Source organism: Empedobacter sp. 225-1 (assembly GCF_030328185.1).
GTDB classification, from domain to species: domain Bacteria; phylum Bacteroidota; class Bacteroidia; order Flavobacteriales; family Weeksellaceae; genus Empedobacter; species Empedobacter stercoris.
In genome coordinates this window covers 1-22,598 of the sequence record NZ_JACALO010000033.1, presented here as the reverse complement: position 1 = coordinate 22,598, position 22,598 = coordinate 1, and the positions used below count along the sequence as shown (strand labels likewise).

Below are 22,598 nucleotides of genomic sequence, written 5' to 3'. Positions count from 1 at the left end.
ACTGTGCTACTAAAGCTATCATTATTGTACAGTTTTACATTCATTATTCAACAAGTTTTGCGCACGATTTTTACCCCATTTTGGTTCGTTATTCTTTGGTTTTTCAGCATCAAATAAAGCTAAAGATTTTTTTACATTTTTGCAATCTTGTGTAATATCCATTCCACTGTACTTTGCCGAATTGATATTAAACTCTGCCAATCCTAAAACAGAACGTGGATTTGTCGGATTTAATGCCAACGATTTTTGATAGATTTGTAAAACTTCGCCATAATAAACAGCTCCATTCTGCATTGGATTCTGCACAATTTCTGCTGTTAAATACAAGGCTTTTAAGTTTAAAATCTCTGTATTTAAAGGATTACTTTTCAATAAATCATCTAATTGAATTTTTACTTGTGATAAAATTTTTTCGTTATAATCTGCGTCATTCGATTCAAACGTTTTTAGGATTTCAGATAAAGACAAGTAATATTTTGGTAACCATTCATTCGGATAGTCGTTGATTAATTGCTTAAAATTAGCTTCTGAAGAATGATTTCCTTTGTTCCATTCGACTAAAATAGTACTCAAATCTGATTCAAATTTATTTTGTGCAAAAGCTGATATTGAAAATAATGTTGCGATAGTTAAGAAGATTGTTTTCATAATTGGTGTGTTTTAATTTGTTGAATCAAAGTTCTTAACTACCAATTAATTTTGAAATTATATGTTGATGAGCTGTTAAATATTGTGGATGAATTGTAAAATAAAAGGGACAACTCAAAAATTGAGATTATCCCTTTTATGATCTAAAAAATTTGAAATTTATTTTCGCATCAATTCTTCTGCTACATTTCGTGTTGCTTCGAAAACTTCGTCTAAATTTTGATTCAGGCCACCATAAGCATACTTAGCTTGTCTAGCGTTATTCAACAACAAAGTCCATTGTTCAACAGCAAGTTCACTTACACCATTTTTCAGTAATTTTTCAGCAATAATTTCATCCGAAAAATTAGCTAAATCTGTATTCGTATTTTTCATCGCCACATTACACAAAATATTTTCTTGTAATTGATAAAAATCTTTTTGATCTTCTGCTTTTATTTTCTGCTTCAGTTCTTCTAATTCAGCTGAAATTTGATTAGAATTGATTATTGGTTTTTCTACCAATGTGAATTTTTGTGTTTCTATTTTGGGTTGAAAAGCTTCGAAATTTTTCTGTTCGTTGATTGGTTTTACTTTTGGTTCTGATTTTTCTTTTTCTGTTGAATTATTTTTATTTTTCATCAAAAATAAACCTCCTGCACTTAAAATAATCACACCTCCAGTTAACCACAACCAGCCACTTTTTCCTTCTTTAACATCGTTTTTAATTTCATCAAATTTTTCTAAAATTGTAGAGTCTGATGTTTTGTTTGATGTTAGAGTTTTGGTAGAGTCTGCATTTTTAGAACCTGAAACATTTAGTTGAATTGAGTCAGATTTTAACGTGATATATTTTTCTTTTGCAGGATCAAAATAACTAAATTCAACTGGTGAGATTGTATATTCTCCACCATAATTTGGAACAAGAACAGTTTGTTCAGCTACCTTTCCTTTCATTCCCGTATCGTAAGTTTTGTAGGCATCACGTTTTTTAGGTGCAAATTTTTCTACGTTTTTAGGTGCATTGATTTCAGGTAAATTGATTGTATTGAAGTTTCCTGTTCCAACAATTTCAATATCAAAATTTATACTTTCATTCGTTGAAACTTCTTTTTTATCAACTGAAGCATTCATTTTAAATTGCCCAACTGCACCGCTAAAATTCTTTGGACGACCATTTTCTGGTAATTCTTTAGCGTTAATTACAACTGGATTACTACGCACTTCTACCGCTTCTGCTCCATAGGTTGTAGGCAATACGACATCAACTGAAAACGGATCAATTTCTATTTTTCCTGGTTTCTGAGGAAATACATAATAACGTGCAACTTCTTCAGAAAAATATTGTTTACCCGCAACTATTTCTTGTTTGATATTTTCTGGAGAACTTTTAACAATTTTAGGGCTTAAACCATCTAAATTACCTTGTCTAAAATTCTGTTTACGGTTTAAGTATGACAAATCTTTTGCATATAATTTTACCGATAAACTAACTTGTTCGTTAACATAAGGATTTGTTTTCGAAACTTTACTTTGTAAAAAAACAGGTTGCGAAGTATTACTTCTATAATTATTGTGGGTTAATCCAGTTCCTTTTACAACAACATCAACAGGTTTTGATGTATACGTTTTCCCATTAATGACAATTTTTGCAGCTCCAACTCTATATTTCCCCTCTTTTTCTGCTACAAAAGCTAAGATAATTCCATCTTCTATTATTCCTCGACCATTTATATACGACACGTTTTGAGAACGTTGTTCTCCAACAATTTGTAATCCTTTGTGCGGAGGATATTTCATTGGTTGATCAATCGTATAACTATCGGTATTAGATTCGATAAAAAAGCCCACACTAAATGCTTCTCCTAAACTGACCTGCGTTTTATCTGCATCAGATTTAAAAGTAATTTGTTGTGCTAACGCTGTAATAGACGTTAGGGCAAACACTAAAAAACTATTTAAAACTCTTGCCGTTGTCATTACCAATCCTTAGATGTTGTTGTTCGTTGTTTTTCTGCTTTTTGCTGAATAATTCTTCGTTGCGTTTTAGCTTCTTGATTTTGCAATGCTTTTAGTAAACCATCACTCAAATTATTCTTTGCATTATCTTGTTCTTTTCCATCTCCATTATTTCCTTGTGTTATTTCTGGAGACGAATTATTTCCTTGTCCTTTATTATTTCCATTTTCGCCGCCAGCTTTCGGATTTCCTTCCTCATTTTGCTGTTTTTGCTGATCAGATTGTTGATTTTGTGCTTGATTCTGATTTTGCTGCTGCTTATTTTGGTTTTGTTGGTTCTGTTTATTCTGTTGCTGTTTTTGTTGATCGTTTTGATCTTGCTTATTCTGATCTTTATTGTCCTTGTTATTTTGATCTTTTTGTTTCTCACGTTCCTTTTCTAACATTTTTTTTGCTAAGGCGTAATTGTAACGTGTGGCATCATCTTTTGGATCATTTTTAAGGGCTTTTTTATAATTATCAACCGCATTTTGATAATCTTTTTCTTGCATAAATGCATTTCCTAAATTATGATAAGCAAGATGTTTATCATTCTTCGTTTTAGAAACTTCTGCAGAACGCTTGTAATGAGCAATACTTTCTTTGTAGCGTTTTTGTTGAAACAAAGCGTTTCCTAAATTATAATTTGCTTTGACAGAAGTTGGATCTTCCATCGAAGCTTTTTTGTAGGCAACTTCTGCATTATCAAATTTTCCTTTTTGATAATACTCATTTCCTTCAATAATGTAGCTTTTCGTTTTCGATTGACTATAACCAAAAACGGATAAAAGCATTATTCCTAAAAATCCTATTTGTTTTAAAAAATACATCATTTTACCATACAAACTTACTATTTCTTTTTGTTAAAAATCTTATATTCAGATGTTAATAATTCCACAAAAAGTAAACACACCGCAACCGCTAAAAACCATTGATAAATGTGATTCATATCTCTTGTTGTGGCATTTGCTATTTCGTTTTTATCTAATCGAGCTTTATACATTGATAGAGCAGATAAAGCATCTTGTGTATTATCCAGATGAATATACGTTCCGTTTGTATCTTGTGCTAATTCGCGAAGATTTTTATCTTCTAATTTTGTGATTACTGTAGAGCCTGTTTCGTCCTTTTTATAGTCTTCGGCGTAGCCATTATAGTACATCGGGATTGGCGCACCTTTATCTGTTCCTACACCAATTGTAACAATATGTATCCCGTTATCTTTTGCAATTTTAGATGCTTGATTAACGGTATTTTCATTGTCTTCTCCATCAGAAATTAGGACAATTAATTTACTTGTATTCGCCGAACCTTTGAATGTTTTTGCAGCTTCTTGAATCGCATTCAAATAATTTGTTCCTTGGCTCGAAATTAACTCTGTATTAACATTTTGCAAATAACTTTCGATCGCAGCATAATCATTTGTCAACGGAGAAATCGTATACGCATTCGCTGCAAAAGCAACCAAAGAAGCTCTATCTCCGCCTAACTGTCCAAGTGTTTCGGTGATTAACTTCGTTGCTTTTTCTAATCGAGAAGGTGCTACATCTTGCGCATTCATACTTGAAGAAAGATCCAATAAGAAAACCATATCAATTCCTTCCCGTTTTACTTGTACTTCTTTTTCACCGTAAAGCGGATCCATCAACGCGATAACCATCAAAAATAAAGCGACACAAAAAACGACAATTTTAAAACCATAACGTTTAGAAGAAGTGATTGGAAAAACAAATGGAAATAATTCTTTATCAGCAAATGTTTTCTTTACACGTTCGCGCCATTGAAATACTGTTATCGATAAAAAAATAACGATAAACAATAAAATCATCAACCAAATATTATGTAATTCTCCCCACTGCATTAGATTAATTCTTTAAAAAAGGTTCTTCGCAAAATAGCTTCTAATACCAAAATAATAAATGCTGGCAATAAAAAGCGAGCAAACAATTCGGTATAGTTATAATATTTGACTTCGTTAATTTCTGTTTTTTCGAGTTTATCAATTTCTTGATAAATATTTTTAAGACTTTCATTATTGGTCGCTCGGAAATATAAACCTCCCGTTTTATCAGCAACTTCTTCCAACAATTTTTCGTCAATTTGTACAGGACGCATCTCAAATACATAATCGCCCAACATATCGTAACCAATTGGCATAGGTGCCAATCCGTTTGTTCCGATACCAATGGTATACACTTTTATTCCTTTATCTTTGGCGATATCAGCTGCTTGTCTTGGTGATACATACATCAAATCTCCCGAAGGATTAATCGACTCGACGCCGTCTGTAATCAATATGATTACTTTCGATTTTGCTTTACTATTTTTAAGGTGATTGACAGCAGTTGCTAAACCAATTCCAATAGCTGTTCCATCAGCCAAACTGCCCGAATGTAACATCTCAATTTCTTGTGTTAATACATCACGATCGGTTGTAAGCGGAACACGTGTTAAGGCTTCTCCAGAATATTCGACTAAACCAATTCGGTCTGTTTTTCTTCCAAGTGAAAAATCTTTTGCAACATCTTTTAGCGCTGTTAATCGATCTGGTTTCAAATCGCGTGCTAACATACTCAACGATGTATCAACTGTTAATAAGATATCAACACCTTCATCAGATTTTATTTTTGTAGTCACATCAACATAACGTGGACGAGCTAATGCTACAATGCATAAGGCCATCGCAATTATTCGCATCAAAAATAAAATAGGTTTGTATGTTGCTAACGAACTTTTCGCACCACCAAATGCTTTTAGTGATGGTAATTTTAAGGATGCTTTTTTCTGACTCGTTTTACGAATTTCTCTAAAAATAAAGAAAGGTAAAGCAAGTAATAAGAGTAAGATCCAAGGATTTTGAAACTCAAAATTTAGCATTCCTAATTGTTATTAAACTGTTTATATTTTTCGCCTGTCACTTGATCTTTATTTAGATCTTCATTTTCAGGTATTTCTATTGGTTTTATACGCTCTACAAATTCATCTACCCAATTTCGGTGCATATTATTTGTAGAATCATCAAACTCTTGTTTGGCAAATTTCACCAAGTCTGCATCGAACAAAAATTGTTTAAATTTTTGAACATCATCTGGTAAAACATCCTGTTTTGTTGCAATATATTTCACCAAATCATCAGACAAAATTTCTAAAGCAGAAAAATTATATACTCTTCCTAAATATCGTCTAACAATAAATGATAATTGTGTGTAATATTCTTTTTGTTCACCACGTTTCAAATATTTTTTTGCATCTAACGCTTTCAAACTTGCTTTTGCTTCATCATAAGGCGTTTTATATAGTTTATCACCAGAAAGTTTTGACTTGGCACGAATATATAAGATTAATAAAACTGCAGCAATTATAAATAATATGAACGCAATAATTCCATACAACCAATACTTATTCCAATAATCACGAATAGAATATTCTTCTTCCATGACTGGTTTAATTGGAAAAATAGCATTTTTAGTTGTGTCAACTTCAACATCTTGAATTTCAATTTCAAGTTGTTTTGTGGTTAAATCTTTGTCATTTTTTTGAATGATAAAAGATGGAATAGTAAATTTTCCTGCTTCAAAACCTGTCAATTCTAACTGCTGAACAATTTCAGATTTTCCTTCTGTTTTAACCGTATCAATTTTTTGATCTAAAACCTCGATGTGATAATTTAAGGAATCTGAAATGGTAGGGAAAACAATTTTATCTCCTTTTTTGAAATCTATTTTTATTTCATATTGAATTGGTTCGCCAACTTTAATCGTTGTGCGATCCAATTTGGGCATAATTTCTTGCGCAAATGAAAAGTTTAAGATAAAAAAACTGACTAAAAGCAATAAATTCTTCATTAGGCTTTATGACTTTTAAAGTAGTTTAACAATGGGCGAACATAATCTTCGTCGGTACGAATACTAATTGCACCCGAATGATTTTTTTTGAAAATAGATTGATAGCGTCGATCTAAATCGTAATAATATTGTGCATATTGTTGACGCAATTTCTTAGATGAAGTATCAATCAAACGGATTTCTCCTGTTTCGTTATCTTGTACATGGACCAAACCAATATCAGGAAAAGATTGTTCTTTTTCGTCGTAAACACGGATTCCCGTTACATCATGCTTTTTTGCCACAATTCGCAATGCTTTTTCGTAATCAGAAGAATCAATAAAATCTGACAAAATAAAAACATTCGATTTTCGACGAACTAAATTCATAAAAGTTTCTAATGTCACAGACAAATCTGTTTTTTTGATTTTTGGTTCGTAAGAAACAATTTCTCTCACCAAACGCAATACATGTTGTTTTCCTTTTTTGGGTGGAATAAATTTTTCGACTTGATCCGAATATAAGATCAAACCTACTTTATCATTATAGGTAATTGCCGAAAAAGCTAATGTTGCACTCAATTCAGCAATTGTTTCCATTTTAATTTGTTTTCGCGTTCCGAAGTTTCCAGAATTTGAAACATCAACCAATAAAAACATGGTTAACTCGCGTTCTTCTTCAAAAACTTTTACATAAGGTTCGTTGTATCGTGCCGTTTTATTCCAATCAATATTACGAACATCATCACCATATTGATAAGGACGAATTTCGCTAAAAATCATACCTCTTCCTTTGAATGAACTTTGGTATTCACCCATAAAAAGGTTGCTCGCTTTGCGCTTGCTTTTTAGCTCAATACGTTTTACACGTTTGATGATTTCTTTTGCATCCAATGTTTAAAAGATTTAGAATAGATTTAAGGAACTGGAACAACATTCAGGATATTGTCGATAACTTCTTCTGGCGAAACATTTTCTGCTTCTGCTTCGTAGCTAATTCCGATACGATGACGCAACACATCTTTAGCCATTGCACGTACATCATCTGGAATAACGTAAGCACGTTTGCGCAAAAATGCATACACTTTTGAAGCTTGCGCCAAATTGATTGATCCACGAGGAGAAGAACCAAATGAAATCATTGGTACCAATTTTTCTAATCCCACTTTTTCTGGAAAACGAGTAGCGAAGATAATATCCAAAATATATTTTTCTATCTTTTCGTCCATGTAAACTTGTTTCACCATTTCGCGTGCATCCAATAATTCTTGAACAGAAATAACCTTCTCTATTTTTGGAAAAGTTTGATTAATCGAATTTCTCAAAATCAAGCGTTCTGCTTCAAATTCTGGATAAGTGATCACCGTTTTGATCATAAAACGGTCAACTTGCGCTTCTGGTAAGGGATAAGTTCCTTCTTGTTCCACTGGATTTTGAGTAGCCAAAACCAAGAAAGGTTTTTGCAAAGGATACGTTTCGTCTCCAATCGTAACTTGACGTTCTTGCATCGCTTCTAATAATGCAGATTGTACTTTTGCTGGCGAACGGTTAATCTCATCAGCTAATACAAAATTGGCGAAAATCGGCCCTTTTTTTATTCGAAAATCGTTTTCTTTTACGTTATATATTAAAGTACCAACAACATCTGCAGGTAATAAATCGGGAGTAAACTGAATACGTGAAAAAGAACCATCTACAGCTTCAGATAACGTTTTAATCGCTAAAGTCTTTGCTAATCCTGGCACTCCTTCTAATAAAACATGTCCATTTCCAAGTAATCCGATTAATAGACTTTCAATCATTTTTTCTTGTCCAATAATCGTTTTATTAATTTCCGTTGTTAACCTTGCAATGCTTTCGCTTTTTGCCTCTATTTGTAGGTTTAGTTGTTGTATATCCAAAATTTCGTTGAAATTAATGTTTATATAATTGATTCAAATTTCCTCTAAAAGTAACAAATACAATTCATTTAGAGTTTAAAACTTTCATACAATATTGTTAAACTTTGTTAAGACAAAAGTAGTATACCAAACGTTTTGACCACTCTTTTTATAAAATATTTTCTATTACTTACAAACTATTTATAAACAATAAATTTTCGTATTCAGAGTTATCAAAAACAATTTAAAGAATATTTATATTTTTACTAAAATTAATACACTATGAAGAATTATTTATTGACTATTTGCTTAATGCTAAGCATCTTATCTTTTGGACAAAAATTTCAAATTTTATCTGGAAACACAAATTTTCTAAGCGATCAAAAAGAAATCAATGTCGAACTTGTTTTTGACAATGTGAAGTTTTATAATGAAAATAAAACTGAAACTGAATATTTAGAAAAACGAGAAAAAGATGTATTGGACAATCCAAAAAGAGGTGAAAGTTATTGGAAAGAATGGCTGGCAGATTGGAATGAAAACAAAAATTCTACTTATTTAGATAAATTTATAAAAGAAACAACAAAATCAAAAAAAATAAATTTTGTAAAAAATTCTTCTGCTAAATATACCTTAATCATCAATTCGGAATGGATTTACCCAGGTTATCATGCGGGAATTGCGATAGAACCAGCAAAATTGAGTACAACTCTTCATTTTATTGAAACTGCAAATCCTCCTCACATTTTATTATCTATAAAAACAGATAAAATAAAAGGAACTTCTGGAAAAAATGATTTTGTTATGGAATATGGACGAATTGCTTCGGCTTATGAATCAACTGGAAAATTATTAAGCAAAGAATTAAAATATTAAGTAATTATATTCTAATCATTTAAAATTTTTTATTATTTTTAACTAAATCTTTATTTAACACTAATTGAAAAAAATTAAAAAATGAAAAAATTACTAGTATTAGCAAGTTTAATGGCTGTTGTAACTTTATCTGCTCAGGATAAAAAAACTCCTGTAAAATCAAAAAGTACAACGAAAACTGAAAAGAAAAATGATGCTAAAAAAGCAGAACAAATGGCTCCTGAAAAACGCGAATCAACAAATCAAAAACAATCGCCTGCTTTGGAACAAAAAAGACGAACTATAAACACAAACTAATTAAAAAATTTATCTAAATTTTAAATCAAAAAAGCTGTTTTTAATTCATTAAAAACAGCTTTTTTGATTTATTTGTTTTCATTTTTATTTTTATTCTTCTGGCATGGCTTGCCATTTTTTGTAAAGATTAATAATGAAATAAAAACTTATCGCAAATAAGATTGGATTAATAAATAGAAAGATTTCTGATAATTTTTGCAACATCAATAATTCATTATTTGTTTGTCTCAAATCATAAATTCCAATTCCTGAATTAGGATTATACAACATTTCTGCTCGAATATCGGTGTAAAAACTCAACATCGCAATAGCGATAAAGATATTTGTCGCAACAAACCAATTTAGATTAACACCTGTTAGAACTTTGTATTTTTTGGAACGCAATCCTAAAATTATAATCACAATAAATGCAATGTAGAAAAACAATAAAATAATGTAGGGTGTATATTTTGTGTGACCAATACTCGCATCAATAGAAATTCCGAAAACACTTCCAAGAATTCCTAAGATTCCTGATCCAATCAAGGAAATTAACCAAACTTTGAACGAACTAAATCTAAACGAAATAACAAGAACAGTAAAAATTAAAGCGGTTAACAAATAGTGCTGAATATGATTTAACCAAGTGGATTGATATTTCGAAAACTCAATGTTTTCATATACCCTGTTCAAACTATCTTGGTTTATGTAATCTTTTTGCTTTCTGTTTTCGTCTTGGTATGAATTAATATAATCAAGTTTATGATCAATAAAATAATAGGGATATTGAGGAATATAATCGATCCATTTTTTATGTTTGAACTGATAACCAATTTCTTGTTTTTTGAGTAAATCAGTATAATTATTCAATAAATTTTCAATTTCTTTACGATCATTTTTTTGTAACAAAGCCATCCATTGTTCATCGTAAAATTGATGATTAAAAGTTGAATCTTTCGGGTTTTGGAATGTTAAAAAACTATAGTTGTATAAACTCGCTAAATTGTAATAAACGTTTGGATTTTCAGCAGTTGAAACTTGTGCTGAAACAGAATCTATAGCATAAACTGGTTCTGAAGCTACATAAGTAGCTTCCATCGCTGGATTATATTCATTAGATTTTACTTTGAATAATGGTTGATATATTTCATTAAAAATAATTTTAGAATAACTTTTACGTTGAGGAAAATGATTTGCTAATAAAGTTTCAAATTCTGGGTTTCTAAAATAAGGTTTTAAAAAAGCATTATACGAATATGTCGGATTTTCTCTTAAATATTCCTTTTTGTTTATTTCATACAATTCCTTTGTTTCTTTTTCTGAAACCAACGAATCAAAAACAGAAACAGGCAAATTTCTCGAATAATTATCATAACCAAAAGTTGGTTGTAATGCAAAACCTTGCGCACGGTTGATGACATCAATATCTTTCAAATATTGTTCTTCTGACATATAATTTGAAACGCGTAATTTCAATCCAGTTTTAAACGAATTTGGAACATACATCATCAAAAAGAAGATGAAGAAAACAGCTAAAAACTCTTTGAACAAATAGTTTCTTGAAGTTGGATAATTTGATTTGAAACGATTATTTTTAAAATAAAAGTAAAGCCAAATAACCGTAATTAATACACCTATTAAAATATAAAAAAATATAGTTCCTGAATTGAAAAAGGTTTCATATAATGCACTTTCTTGTAGTTGAGATTTTTTATTGAAAAATAAAAAACCATTGATAAATGCAATAAGATTAAAAATAAATACAGTTAGTAAAATCCAAATAAATTTCAGATTCCAAATCAACGGATATTTTGTTATTAAAGTTTGATTTATTTTTTTAAACATAATTTATTTAGTTTTAATTGACAAAAAAGCGACGACTTGACTTCGAAATATCTCTGATGTATTTTACTTTTAAGGTTGATTTTCCTATTTCTGATAGAATATTATTTATCGAAATTCCCTTATCAAAATAAGCAATATACGAACCTCCGTTAAATTTGATTTGCTTAATTTCAATACCCGATAAAGCTGTTAATAACTCTTCTTTTGTATTATCAACATCTATTTCAACAATCGTAAATTCTCCTTCCAAATCATTTGTATCTCCTTGTATTTTAAGTTTTCCTTGTTCTAAAAATAGAACCTCTGTAGATACTTTTTCAACTTCATACAATTGTTGAGAACTCAATATAACACCAAATGGATTTCGGATAGATTGCGATAAAAACTTCAAATCTTCCAGAATAATTTGTTGTGCTAAAATATCCAAATTAGCCAAAGGTTCGTCTAACAACAAAACTTTTGGACGACGCAATAATGTTCGCGCCAGCTCGAATCTCATTTTATAACCAGACGACAATTGTCGCCATTGCAAATCTTTGTAAGACCAAAGTCCCAAACGAGCCAACATTACATTGGCCAACAACCAATTTTCTTCGCTATAAATATCATAACAGCTTAATGTAAATTGCAGATTTTCCATCAACGAACCGTACAAAACTTCGATACGTTGCGGTACATAAACTAACTTCGTTTTCAGTTCGTAACTAAACGATTTTGCTGTAGAAAATTGGTAATTGATATCACCAGCAGTCGGTTTTAGTTCGCCACAAATCAAACGCAATAAAGTCGTTTTTCCATTTCCATTTTCACCAACCAAACCAACAACTTCTCTCGATTTGAGATCAAATGTTATGGGATGAAGTTTAAAATTTCGACGATGATATGCTTTTTCAACATTGTTCGTTGAAATCAAAATTTCCTCATTTTGATAAGCTGGAGGAGTCGCTTGTTTTAACTTTTCAACAAGTTCTAATGCCTTAGTTTTTTTATGATCGTTGGTTGATTTTTCGTCGTAATATAAATCTGAATACGAAATAATCTCTTTGTAAAAAGATATTTTATCCAAATCCAAGACACAATCAATCAAGCGTCGATATCCCAAATCGAGATCGTTATGATTCAAATGATTTTCTACTTCGTTTAGGCGTTGGTTAAATTCATTCATAAACTGAAAATTAGTTCATTACGAATATAACAAAGCTTTATTTCAAATAAAATAGCTAATTGTAGTTATATTTCAATTTCAACATTTTTTGATAAACTATCTTAATTACTTTTTAATTCATTTAAAATGAATAATTTATAATTAACAATTTTAGTATAATTGACTTATTTAAATTCAAAAAAATGACTTATTCACAAGTTTTAATAAACTACGTTTATAAGCTTTTAATTTATTTAAATACAATCATTTACTATTAACAAAATAGTATAATTCTATCTTACAAACAATTATTTGATAACTCAGTTAAAAAGTAGTTAATTTATTCATTATAAATATATTACTATCAACAATTATCAAAACTGATTTTTTTTAGAATCACATTGTGAAAAGATGTTGAGATTTCTCAATACTTTGAAATGTCAGAAATTTAATGTCATTCAAAAAAATATTATTCTGAACGAAACGATAGTAAAGTGAAGAAGCTACTCATGAAAAAGTAAAGTTCAATGAATTCAAAAACATAAAAAAAGCCGAGCAAAAGCTCGACTTTTATTTATGTTGAAAAAATGTTGTTTCTTAATTTAGAATTGCAGCAACTCCTGGTAATTCTTTACCTTCAAGTGATTCTAACATTGCACCACCTCCAGTTGAAACGTAACTCACTTTGTTGTCGTAACCAAATTGTTTTACGAAAGCAACAGAATCTCCTCCGCCAACTAAAGAGAAAGCGCCATTTGCTGTAGCTTCTGCAATTGCATCACCTAAAGCAACCGTTCCTTTTGCGAAATTTGACATTTCAAAAACGCCTAAAGGACCATTCCAAAGTATTGTTTTCGAATTTTTAATCACTTCTGCATTTTGTTTGATTGTTTCATCAGCAACATCCATTCCCATCCATCCATCAGGAATCTCACCAACTTTTGTCACTTGTGTATTCGCTTCGTTACTAAAATTATCAGCAATCAAATTATCGATTGGCAAATATACTTTTACGTTATGTTTTTCACATTCAGTTAAAATTTCTTTCGCTAAATCTAATTTATCGTCTTCAACCAACGAATTTCCAATTTTTCCTCCATTCGCTTTAACGAAAGTATATGTCATTCCACCACCAATAATCAAGTTATCAATAACAGGTAAAATATTGTTGATAATTGTAATTTTAGAAGACACTTTAGCTCCTCCAAGTATCGCTGTTACAGGTTTTTCACCATCAGCTAACACTTTGTTAATAGCTGTTAACTCCTGTTCCATTAACAAACCAAAACATTTATTTTCTGGGAAAAAATCTGCAATAATTGCTGTAGAAGCATGCGCACGATGTGCTGTTCCGAAAGCATCGTTCACGTAAATATCTCCAAATTGAGCCAAAGCTTGTGCAAAATCTTTGTCACCAGCTTCTTCTTCATTGTGGAAACGGACGTTTTCTAATAATACAACTTGGCCTGATTTTAGATTATTAACTTTTTGTTTCGCATCATCGCCAATAACGTCATTTGCAACAATTACATCAACGCCAAGAATTTCTGAAACTTTAGATGCAATGTGTTTTAATGAATATTTATCATTGAATTCTCCTTTTGGACGTCCTAGATGACTCATTAAGACAACTGCTCCACCATCCTTCAATACCTTATCGATCGTTGGTTTGGCAGCTCTAATTCGTGTATCATCGGTAACATTTAAGTTTTCGTCTTGTGGAACATTGAAATCTACACGGATTAATGCTTTTTTATTTTCGAAATTGTAGTCGTTGATTGTTTTCATTTTTTGCTTTTGAAATTTGTACTTCACAAAAGTAATCAAAGTTTCATTTTCGCACTTAAAATCATTCAATACAATTTTCAACTATTAACAATTCATATATATTATAATAGATTAATTAATTTTTAAATTTTAAAAAAAAGAAAAATGTTACTACTATTAGCACTGTTAATATGTGGATAACTAAAGTGAGATAAATTTTATTTAATAGCAATTAACAAGCTATTATTCGTAATTTTGTTTTGTAATGAAAGAGTTAGATCAGCTATCAACAATTAATCATTTTGGTTGATAAACAACTTTTGTTAAAAAGAAGTTTTGTGAAAACTATCAATAACCGTGTGCAAATCTTTTTTGCCAAAATGAAAACTTTCACTTGACTTGTATTGATTTATTTCTAATTGATTTTTTGAATCAGATTTCCAAATTTTTGTATCGAAAAGTTATTAGTTTTATTCAATCATCTTTTAACAAGTTGTTACTTTTACTTAACGTTTGATTTACAATTATTTAAAACAAAAAACAAAAAACACCTGTTAATTAAATGAAAATTGCAATCGGAGCGGACCATGCTGGGTTCGATTATAAGGAGAAATTAGTACCCTTTTTAACAAGTCAAGGATTTGAGGTTGAGGATTTTGGAACGTTCTCAACAGCAAGTGTTGATTACCCTGATTTTGCACATCCAACGGCACAAGCTGTAGAAGATGGAAAAGCAGATTTCGGAATTTTGATTTGTGGTAGTGCGCAAGGCGTTACCATAACTGCAAATAAACACCAAGGAATTCGTGCTGCATTATGTTGGATGACGGATATAGCTCGTTTGGCTCGTCAACACAATAATGCAAATGTATTGACTTTGCCTGCTCGTTTTATTGCGTATGAATATGCAGAAGAAATTGTGAATACTTTTTTAGCAACAGAATTTGAAGGTGGTAGACACCAAGGACGTGTAGATAAAATAGCGTGTTCTTGTAACGGATAATTTTATATAGGTACATATAAGATAAAAAATCGGTCAATTCGTAAGAGTTGATCGATTTTTATTTTAAATATTAAACCTAAAATAATTTATAAGTTTAAATATTAAATAATAATTAATAAATTACATTTGTAATTAACTATTTTTAAACTAATTTAAGTAAATAGTAAATTTTATATAAAAAGCTGTTCTATTTTTACACCCAGAAAGAATTTAAAGATTAAAAGATGAGCAGAGCATTATTACTTCGAGAACAAGCAATTTCTTATGTTAAAGAAGAATTCTCTAAAGGATTACAAAAAGAATTAAACATAATTCCTGTGTCAGGACCATTGGTAGTTTTGGATGGTACAGGAATTAATGATGATTTGAATAGTATCGAAAGACCTGTAAAATTTCCGATTAAATCTTTAAATGATCAGCATGCTGTAGTTGTACATTCTTTGGCTAAATGGAAACGTATTCGTTTGAAAGAGTTGGAGATAGAACCAGGAGAAGGAATTATAACAGATATGCGCGCATTACGCCCTGATGAAGATTATTCGCCAATACATTCTATTTATGTGGATCAATGGGATTGGGAAAAAGTAATTGTTCCTCAAGACCGTCAGTTAGCTTATCTTTTCCAAACAGTTGAATCTATTTACAAAGTAATTAAAGAAACAGAACAAGGCGTAGAGGCTAAGTATCCTCGCTTAAAAGCAATTTTACCAGATAAAATTACGTTTATTTCATCAGAAGATTTGTTACAAAAATACCCAACATTTACTCCTAAACAGCGAGAAAATGCAATTTGTAAGGAATTTGGAGCGGTGTTTATTTATGGGATTGGAGGTGAACTAAGTAACGGAGAATTACACGACTCGCGCGCTGCAGATTATGATGATTGGAGTACTGAAAACAGCGAAGGTTTTAAAGGTTTGAACGGTGATATTTTAGTATGGAACCCAATTTTAGAAACTGCTTTTGAACTTTCTTCGATGGGAGTTCGTGTAGATAAAAAAGCATTGACTAAACAACTGGAGATTAGAAACTCAACAGACCGTAAAAACTTATTATTTCACTCGATGTTGTTAGACGATCAATTAACAGAATCCATTGGAGGAGGAATTGGTCAATCTCGTTTGTGTATGTTTATGTTAAAAACGCGTCACATCGGCGAAGTACAAGCTAGTATTTGGGATGGTAAAGTAAAAGAAAAATTAAAAGAGGAAAGTATCGAATTACTATAAATAGAAAAAGCAGTTTCTTAAGTTGAAACTGCTTTTTTTAGGTTTTAAGATAGCATTAACATTGTTTATAACTGTTGATAAGCATTGTTAATTTATTGTTTTTAAATGTTATATGATTGATGCTGATTGTTAATTAAGAAATGCGTTTGTTTTTCTTTGCGATAAAACTATCATAAAAATTTCTGAAACCATGATGCTTAATTAAATAGAGATATTTGGGAAAAATTCGATTTACTTCATAAATCAATTGTCTTGGAAATTTTGATTTTCTTAACGATCTATCAATTTGAATTTGAGTTTCTACTGGCGCAGGTTTAACAAGTGATGGAAGAATATTATAAATTCTTAAATCAAATTCCCACGCATGTTGCAAATCACAGTCAATAGGTCGTTTGATTGTTGGTAAAGGATTTTTAATTTTGGCTAAAAATTTTTCTGCAGCAAAACGAGTCCAAATCGCAGCAATCGTTGTAATCGGAATACTTGTTCCGCAAGCCGCCAAAATATGTTTTTCGTCTATTTCTGCTATCTTAATGTGTTTTCTTTTTCCGTTAAATAACTTCAGAACATCCCATTGATGTTTTTTGGGAAGTTGGTGATACATCGAAAGAGAGTTCTCTATAACAGATTTAAAATCATCCGCCATTATGGCGTCATCTTCAATAATAACGGCAAATTCGTTTTTGGAAGCCAAGAAAACTTCTAATGTTTTGACATGACTTAAATAACAACCAATTTCTCCAGGAACCAAATCACGATCATATTTGTTATCCACTTTATAAGTAGTAACATCCATGGTTTTAGCATCTACAGCAGAAATTCTTTCGTATGAAACAGCACATTTATCGAATTCGTTTTGCATTAATTTCAATCGTTCTTCTGCACGATCTAAATTAATCAAATAAGTTTGATATAAAGGTTTAGTATCCATTCAATTAATAATCTTGTCAAAAATAACTTTTTTGGCTCAATTTTCGCAATAAATCGAAGTGTTAAAAGTAATCTTATCTTTTATGTAACATAGAATTGGCTGTAAATTGTTATTTTAGAAAAAGGATATATTACCTTTGCAGTGGTTATGTTGTTTATTAACATCTTATCAATAGTTATTAAAACTAAATTAATAATCAATGAATTAAGATGTTTATTTATTAACTATTTTAAAATAAATCTCGAAAATAAATCAAGAGATTTTACAGAAAACAAATTATGCCAAGAAAAAATTTTAAAAATACAAAGGCGAAAAAAGACAAAAACATAACAAAGTTTACGAAGTCTATCATCGAAGTTTTATTTCAAAATCCAAATAAACCTTTAAATTACAAACAAATCGCAGCAGCTTTAAATTTAACGAATCGAATTGATGTCGAATTATTAATCAAAAATTTGAATGTTTTATTAGCTGATAAAAAAATAACTGAAGTCGAAAGAGGAAAATACAAGATTAATGCAACCAATGATTATATGGTTGGAATTGCCGATTTAACTTCTTCGGGAAGTGCTTACATTGTGATTGATGGTTTGGAACAAGATGTTTTTGTACAAAAAGGAAAAACAAAAAATGCCTTAAAGGGCGACACAGTTCGTGTTTATGTTTATCCTAAAAAGAACAAAAATTCTTCTCGTGCAGAAGGTGAAATTGTTGAAATTGTAGAACGTAATAAAACAGAATTTACTGGAATTTTCGAATTAGGAAAAAACGGAAATTTTGGATTTGTAACGATGCAAAATGGAAATCACGATTTTTTTATTCCAAAAGAGCGTATTAATGGAGCTCAATCAGGAGAAAAAGTTGTGGTTCGTTTAACGAATTGGCCAGAAGGTTCTAATTCTCCGTTTGGAGAAGTTTCTAAAGTTTTAGGAAATCCAGACGATACAGATGTTGAAATTCATGCAATTTTATTTGAATATGATTTACCAGCTAAATTTCCGGACGAAGTAGAGGAAGAAGCAAATCAGTTGGATACAACTATCGGAGAAAATGAAGTTGCCCGTCGCCGAGATATGCGAAATGTAACAACATTTACCATTGATCCGAAGGATGCAAAAGATTTTGATGATGCTTTATCTATACGTAAATTGGATAATGGAAATTGGGAAATTGGTGTGCATATTGCCGATGTCACACATTATGTTCATCCAGGTTCGTTAATCGAGCAAGAAGCTTACAAACGTGCAACTTCTGTTTACTTAGTTGATAGAGTAGTACCAATGTTACCAGAAGTTTTGTCGAATGTTGCCTGTTCTTTACGTCCAAACGAAGATAAATTTACCTTTTCAGGGGTATTTGAAATGGACGACAATGCGAAGATTGTAAACACGTGGTTTGGTCGAACTGTAACGCATTCGGACAGGCGTTTTACATACGAAGAAGCACAAGCTATTATCGAAGGAGAAGATGGAGATTTTAAAGATGAGATTTTAGCTTTAGACCGTTTAGCGAAAACAATGCGCCAAAAGCGATTGAAACATGGAGCAGTTAACTTTGATAAAGTTGAAGTAAAATTCGATTTGGATCAAGCGCATAATCCACAAGGAATTTTCTTTAAAATTTCGAAAGATTCGAATAAACTAATTGAAGAATTCATGTTGTTATGTAACCGAAAAGTTTCAGAATTTATTAGTTTAGATAAAAACGGCAAAGAAAATACGAATACCTATATTTATCGTATTCACGATGATCCAAATCCGGATAAGTTACTAGATTTAAAGAATTTTATTCGTCAGTTTGGCTACGAATTAGAAATTGGAGATCGTAAAACAACCATCAATTCGATGAATAAATTGTTAGCAGATGTAAAAGGCAAACCAGAAGAAAATATGGTTGAGACTTTGGCTATGCGAACAATGGCAAAAGCTAAATATACAACAGAAAATATAGGACATTACGGTTTAGCATTCGATTATTATACTCATTTTACGTCGCCTATTCGTCGTTATCCAGATATGATTGCACACCGATTGTTACAAGATTATTTGGATGGTAAAAAATCGCCATTAGCTTCTACCTATGAAGAGAAGGCAAAACATTGTTCTTCACGTGAAAAAATTGCAGCAGAAGCCGAAAGAGAATCGATCAAATACATGCAAGTTAAATACATGGAGCAATTCGTAGGTCAAACTTTTGATGCGTTTATTACAGGAGTTCAGGATTATGGAATATTCGTTGAAATTCCAGAAACTCGTTGTGAAGGATTAATCAGATCGCGTGCGATGAAAGGTGATCATTTTGTTTTTGATGAAAAAAATCATGCCTTAGTTGGAAAACGTACACGAGTTAAATATCAATTAGGAAGCCCAGTTAGAATCAAAGTTTTAAGTGCAGATTTAATTAAGAAGCAATTAGATTTTGAATTGGTTGATGCTTAAGTTTCATAATTTAAACTTATCTTGCAGACCTTAATTAAGTTATGGAAATAATATTTTCGGCCATACTAATAGGTTTTTTATTGAGTACAATCCTTATTGGACCAGTATTTTTTTTGCTTATCGAAACAAGTTTACGAAGAAGCTGGAAAACCGCTGTAGTATTGGATTTGGGAGTAATAGCTGCGGATATTCTATGTATTGCTGCTGCTTATTTTGGGAGCAAAGATTTTGCAGATTATGTGACAAGCCATCCTAGATTTTATCGCATCTATATCATTGCTGGTTTCTTTGTTTTGATTTATGGAATTTTTATGTATTTCTCTAAACCTAAACTACATATAGAAGGTGAAGCAGGATTTGTAACCAATAATTATATGAGGACTTTCATCAATGGATTTATCATGAATTTATTGAATATTGGTGTGATTGTTTTTTGGTTTGTAATTGTTTCTTCAATCATGATTCAATATCCAAATCCAAGAGATTTTATGCTGTATATGGGCGTTGTTTTGACGACCTATTTTGTAATAGATTTGGGTAAAATATTTTTGGCAGGGAAGCTACAGAAACGTTTTACCGATCAAAAAGTATTTATGGTGCGAAAAGGAGTTGGTATTTGTCTATTAATCTTTGGACTAATTATCATTCTGAAAGGTTTCGGATTCTTTAAAGAAATTGATCAAAAGATAGAGAATCAGCTCATTAATCAAGAACAAACAAGTTAGAAATATAAACTCCCATCAAATTTTTTGATGGGAGTTTTTACTTAACATAAAAGGTGTTATAAATTATTCTTGAGGTTCAAAAGAAGTAACGGTTTTAGTACAATCACCAAGACAAGATGTACAAGATTTTTTATTTGCAGCTGGAACACAACCGTTAGTACCAGCACACGCTTTACTTGTACAAGAAATACCTCCAACTAATAAAGAAATATTTCCATTATTATTACTTTCTTCTAATAAGGTTGTTGTTACTAAACCATTGTCAGATAAACTTCTTAAATAATATGAATTATCAATATTAATAATCTTAGATTCGTTATAAGATAAACTATTTTCATTAACAGGATCTATAAGATTTTCTATACCTTTATTAATAGATGCCTTTGATACTAATAAATTAATCTTACCGTCTTTAATATTTGCAATTTTCCCACCCACAATTGAATTTTCAATCTTTGCATTTGCGTCAGCTTGAGAAATATCTTCATTTTTACTATCATCAGAAGAGCAACTAAAAACGATAAATGAAAGTAAAAATAAACAAAATGTTTTTAAGTAATGTTTTTTCATAAGTAGTATTTTTAAGTGTTATATATTTATAAATATATAAAATAATATCCAATATTTAATTAAAAACAAAATAAATAATATTAAAATTTATGAAAAACATATTAAAAAGCCACTTAAAACAGGTAAATCTCTAATAAAAGTAATCTACTAAACATAATTAGTATTATCTACCAATATTTTTTAGGTTAAAACGTTGGTTTACTGAAAGTGCCGTTTTGAATAAATTATTTCAGTTAGAAAAACACGCTGGAGACCGCATTTTACCGTTGGAATCGGATATTCAAAGCAGACAAATCTTACTTCAATAACGACTTTCCAGAATCCTTATAATTCCATGTTTTTACTTTCATTAAATCAGCAATTGTAGAGGCAATTTGATTGAGATAAGTTTGTTTCTGTTTGAATTTTTTAGGATTAATCCCATTTCCAATCATCAATATAAAACCTTCGTCTGATCCAAGAATTTCATCATAATGTTCTGACCATTGTCTTCCATTTCCACGTCCGTGATCAGTTGTTACAATAATAGTTGTTTGATCTTTATAGAATGGATCGCTTTGTACATAATTCCATAATTCCTCAATCATTCTATCATTGCGGTTTATTGAAGTAATATATTGATCGTAATCTTCATCATGTCCAAAATCATCAGGCTCACCATATCCTATAAAAAGTAAATGAGGTTTTTGATTTTTCATAGCTTCTAACGCATATTCATGTGTAAAGATATCGTAACGAGTGTTTTGCCAAAGTTTTGGTGTTAAATCTTGTAATTTATTTAAATAAAGTTCTTTTCCAGTAGGTTTTGGATTAAAACTATGTTGATAACCAGAATTGATTAATAGCTTTGATCGATTCTGATTGAATATATACGTAAACATTTTCCAGCTTCCAACTACCATAACTTTTTGATTATAAGTCGGAATGTTATTTACATATTCAAAAATTGAAACATTAGGATTTAAAATATCATCGTTGTTAATAATGTTAATATCATCAGGTTTTCCAGTAATAATTTCATTATAACCAGGATACGACCAAAGTGGTTTATTCGTTAAATTGACATGATTTTTTTCGTCTCTGTTTCCTAGAATAACACCTTTTTTTGCAATATAGTTCCATGTAAAAGGCATTAATAATTTTCTACGTTGTAGAGAATCTTCAACAAAATATTTTTCTTTATGATAATTCATTGAAGAGGTAAAATTTGGACGATTAATTAAGTATTTATCAGCACCACGAACAACTTCTTTCCACCTTACTCCATCCATAGTTATGACGATAACTTTTGGTTCTTGTGCAAAAAGAAAATTAGAGAATAAAGCAACAATAAGAAATGTATATTTCATATAATTTTTAATATCTTATAAAAATAGAAAAAGCATCTTAATAGACTGCACCCAAAAGTTTGGACAGATTAAAAATTAATAATTATAAAAATGAGTTCGATATTGTATCGGGCTCAT

General features: G+C 30.5%; 20 protein-coding genes. 6 read left to right on the top strand and 14 right to left on the bottom strand.

All coding sequences use genetic code 11. The annotated features are described in order from the left end of the window. Positions 1-21 precede the first annotated feature (21 nt). The 8 genes from HX088_RS10350 to HX088_RS10315 form a co-directional block, all read right to left on the bottom strand. Positions 22-648: a tetratricopeptide repeat protein gene (locus tag HX088_RS10350; RefSeq protein WP_260541565.1), complete on the bottom strand. Its 627-nt coding sequence runs from the start codon at positions 646-648 to the stop codon at positions 22-24. A 159-nt stretch (positions 649-807) separates the two neighbouring features. Beyond that, positions 808-2,607, bottom strand: a complete 1,800-nt coding sequence (locus tag HX088_RS10345; protein ID WP_225542630.1) for a BatD family protein — start codon at positions 2,605-2,607, stop codon at positions 808-810. Further along, a complete protein-coding gene (locus HX088_RS10340) occupies positions 2,607-3,455 on the bottom strand; it encodes a tetratricopeptide repeat protein (protein ID WP_286484106.1) in 849 nt (282 codons plus the stop codon). The genes HX088_RS10345 and HX088_RS10340 overlap by 1 nt, the downstream gene beginning before the upstream one ends. A 20-nt stretch (positions 3,456-3,475) precedes the next feature. After that, positions 3,476-4,486, bottom strand: a complete 1,011-nt coding sequence (locus HX088_RS10335) for a vWA domain-containing protein (RefSeq protein ID WP_171623412.1) — start codon at positions 4,484-4,486, stop codon at positions 3,476-3,478. Beyond that, on the bottom strand, positions 4,486-5,502 hold the full coding sequence (locus tag HX088_RS10330; RefSeq protein WP_225542633.1) for a vWA domain-containing protein: 1,017 nt from the start codon (positions 5,500-5,502) through the stop codon (positions 4,486-4,488). The genes HX088_RS10335 and HX088_RS10330 overlap by 1 nt, the downstream gene beginning before the upstream one ends. A gap of 2 nt (positions 5,503-5,504) precedes the next feature. Then, positions 5,505-6,470 (bottom strand): BatD family protein, encoded by a 966-nt coding sequence (locus HX088_RS10325; RefSeq protein ID WP_225539805.1) that lies wholly within the window; start codon positions 6,468-6,470, stop codon positions 5,505-5,507. Next, positions 6,470-7,342: a DUF58 domain-containing protein gene (locus tag HX088_RS10320; RefSeq protein WP_286484103.1), complete on the bottom strand. Its 873-nt coding sequence runs from the start codon at positions 7,340-7,342 to the stop codon at positions 6,470-6,472. The genes HX088_RS10325 and HX088_RS10320 overlap by 1 nt, the downstream gene beginning before the upstream one ends. A gap of 23 nt (positions 7,343-7,365) precedes the next feature. Then, on the bottom strand, positions 7,366-8,367 hold the full coding sequence (locus tag HX088_RS10315) for an AAA family ATPase (protein ID WP_502875138.1): 1,002 nt from the start codon (positions 8,365-8,367) through the stop codon (positions 7,366-7,368). 243 nt (positions 8,368-8,610) lie between these two features. Here HX088_RS10315 and HX088_RS10310 point away from each other — a divergent pair, with 243 nt between their 5' ends. Beyond that, positions 8,611-9,204 (top strand): hypothetical protein, encoded by a 594-nt coding sequence (locus tag HX088_RS10310; RefSeq protein ID WP_286484101.1) that lies wholly within the window; start codon positions 8,611-8,613, stop codon positions 9,202-9,204. Between the two features lie 81 nt (positions 9,205-9,285). Next, positions 9,286-9,501, top strand: coding sequence for a hypothetical protein (locus HX088_RS10305; protein ID WP_171623406.1), 216 nt, complete (start codon positions 9,286-9,288; stop codon positions 9,499-9,501). A gap of 90 nt (positions 9,502-9,591) precedes the next feature. Here the strand turns inward: HX088_RS10305 and HX088_RS10300 are convergent, their stop codons facing one another. The 3 genes from HX088_RS10300 to HX088_RS10290 form a co-directional block, all read right to left on the bottom strand. Next, positions 9,592-11,325: a hypothetical protein gene (locus HX088_RS10300; protein ID WP_188319415.1), complete on the bottom strand. Its 1,734-nt coding sequence runs from the start codon at positions 11,323-11,325 to the stop codon at positions 9,592-9,594. Positions 11,326-11,338: 13 nt separating this feature from the next. Beyond that, positions 11,339-12,490 carry an ABC transporter ATP-binding protein gene (locus HX088_RS10295; RefSeq protein WP_171623404.1) on the bottom strand — a complete coding sequence of 384 codons (1,152 nt, stop codon included), beginning with the start codon at positions 12,488-12,490 and terminating at the stop codon, positions 11,339-11,341. Positions 12,491-13,066: 576 nt separating this feature from the next. Then, a complete protein-coding gene (locus tag HX088_RS10290) occupies positions 13,067-14,257 on the bottom strand; it encodes a phosphoglycerate kinase (protein ID WP_286484099.1) in 1,191 nt (396 codons plus the stop codon). A gap of 541 nt (positions 14,258-14,798) precedes the next feature. Here HX088_RS10290 and rpiB point away from each other — a divergent pair. Together rpiB and asnA are read left to right on the top strand one after the other, a co-directional pair. Beyond that, positions 14,799-15,239 (top strand): ribose 5-phosphate isomerase B, encoded by a 441-nt coding sequence (gene rpiB, locus HX088_RS10285; RefSeq protein WP_171623402.1) that lies wholly within the window; start codon positions 14,799-14,801, stop codon positions 15,237-15,239. Positions 15,240-15,463: 224 nt separating this feature from the next. Continuing rightward, positions 15,464-16,468 (top strand): aspartate--ammonia ligase, encoded by a 1,005-nt coding sequence (gene asnA, locus HX088_RS10280; RefSeq protein ID WP_286484098.1) that lies wholly within the window; start codon positions 15,464-15,466, stop codon positions 16,466-16,468. A 133-nt stretch (positions 16,469-16,601) separates the two neighbouring features. Here the strand turns inward: asnA and HX088_RS10275 are convergent, their stop codons facing one another. Beyond that, entirely contained in the window at positions 16,602-17,399 is a 798-nt protein-coding gene (locus HX088_RS10275) for a glycosyltransferase family 25 protein (RefSeq protein ID WP_171623400.1), read from the bottom strand. Between the two features lie 278 nt (positions 17,400-17,677). On the opposite strand from HX088_RS10275, the gene rnr reads away from it, so the two are divergent. Continuing rightward, a complete protein-coding gene (gene rnr / locus HX088_RS10270) occupies positions 17,678-19,837 on the top strand; it encodes a ribonuclease R (protein WP_286484097.1) in 2,160 nt (719 codons plus the stop codon). A gap of 80 nt (positions 19,838-19,917) precedes the next feature. Further along, the gene (locus HX088_RS10265; RefSeq protein ID WP_284582943.1) at positions 19,918-20,562 is read left to right on the top strand and encodes a LysE family translocator; all 645 of its coding nucleotides are present in this window, start codon (positions 19,918-19,920) and stop codon (positions 20,560-20,562) included. 63 nt (positions 20,563-20,625) lie between these two features. Here HX088_RS10265 and HX088_RS10260 read toward each other — a convergent pair whose 3' ends face one another. Together HX088_RS10260 and HX088_RS10255 are read right to left on the bottom strand one after the other, a co-directional pair. Further along, positions 20,626-21,132 (bottom strand): hypothetical protein, encoded by a 507-nt coding sequence (locus tag HX088_RS10260; protein WP_260541553.1) that lies wholly within the window; start codon positions 21,130-21,132, stop codon positions 20,626-20,628. 296 nt (positions 21,133-21,428) lie between these two features. Next, on the bottom strand, positions 21,429-22,481 hold the full coding sequence (locus HX088_RS10255) for an alkaline phosphatase family protein (protein ID WP_286484096.1): 1,053 nt from the start codon (positions 22,479-22,481) through the stop codon (positions 21,429-21,431). Positions 22,482-22,598: the final 117 nt, after the last annotated feature.

Excerpts from the sequence above, each read along its gene's own strand:
- HX088_RS10260 (WP_260541553.1), bottom strand. The coding sequence starts at position 21,132 with ATGAAAAAACATTACTTAAAAACATTTTGTTTATTTTTACTTTCATTT.
- rpiB (WP_171623402.1), top strand. The coding sequence starts at position 14,799 with ATGAAAATTGCAATCGGAGCGGACCATGCTGGGTTCGATTATAAGGAG.
- rnr (WP_286484097.1), top strand. The coding sequence starts at position 17,678 with ATGCCAAGAAAAAATTTTAAAAATACAAAGGCGAAAAAAGACAAAAAC.
- HX088_RS10305 (WP_171623406.1), top strand. The coding sequence starts at position 9,286 with ATGAAAAAATTACTAGTATTAGCAAGTTTAATGGCTGTTGTAACTTTA.
- HX088_RS10330 (WP_225542633.1), bottom strand. The coding sequence starts at position 5,502 with ATGCTAAATTTTGAGTTTCAAAATCCTTGGATCTTACTCTTATTACTT.
- HX088_RS10255 (WP_286484096.1), bottom strand. The coding sequence starts at position 22,481 with ATGAAATATACATTTCTTATTGTTGCTTTATTCTCTAATTTTCTTTTT.
- HX088_RS10335 (WP_171623412.1), bottom strand. The coding sequence starts at position 4,486 with ATGCAGTGGGGAGAATTACATAATATTTGGTTGATGATTTTATTGTTT.
- HX088_RS10290 (WP_286484099.1), bottom strand. The coding sequence starts at position 14,257 with ATGAAAACAATCAACGACTACAATTTCGAAAATAAAAAAGCATTAATC.
- HX088_RS10295 (WP_171623404.1), bottom strand. The coding sequence starts at position 12,490 with ATGAATGAATTTAACCAACGCCTAAACGAAGTAGAAAATCATTTGAAT.
- asnA (WP_286484098.1), top strand. The coding sequence starts at position 15,464 with ATGAGCAGAGCATTATTACTTCGAGAACAAGCAATTTCTTATGTTAAA.
- HX088_RS10340 (WP_286484106.1), bottom strand. The coding sequence starts at position 3,455 with ATGTATTTTTTAAAACAAATAGGATTTTTAGGAATAATGCTTTTATCC.
- HX088_RS10325 (WP_225539805.1), bottom strand. The coding sequence starts at position 6,470 with ATGAAGAATTTATTGCTTTTAGTCAGTTTTTTTATCTTAAACTTTTCA.
- HX088_RS10345 (WP_225542630.1), bottom strand. The coding sequence starts at position 2,607 with ATGACAACGGCAAGAGTTTTAAATAGTTTTTTAGTGTTTGCCCTAACG.
- HX088_RS10310 (WP_286484101.1), top strand. The coding sequence starts at position 8,611 with ATGAAGAATTATTTATTGACTATTTGCTTAATGCTAAGCATCTTATCT.
- HX088_RS10350 (WP_260541565.1), bottom strand. The coding sequence starts at position 648 with ATGAAAACAATCTTCTTAACTATCGCAACATTATTTTCAATATCAGCT.
- HX088_RS10300 (WP_188319415.1), bottom strand. The coding sequence starts at position 11,325 with ATGTTTAAAAAAATAAATCAAACTTTAATAACAAAATATCCGTTGATT.
- HX088_RS10275 (WP_171623400.1), bottom strand. The coding sequence starts at position 17,399 with ATGGATACTAAACCTTTATATCAAACTTATTTGATTAATTTAGATCGT.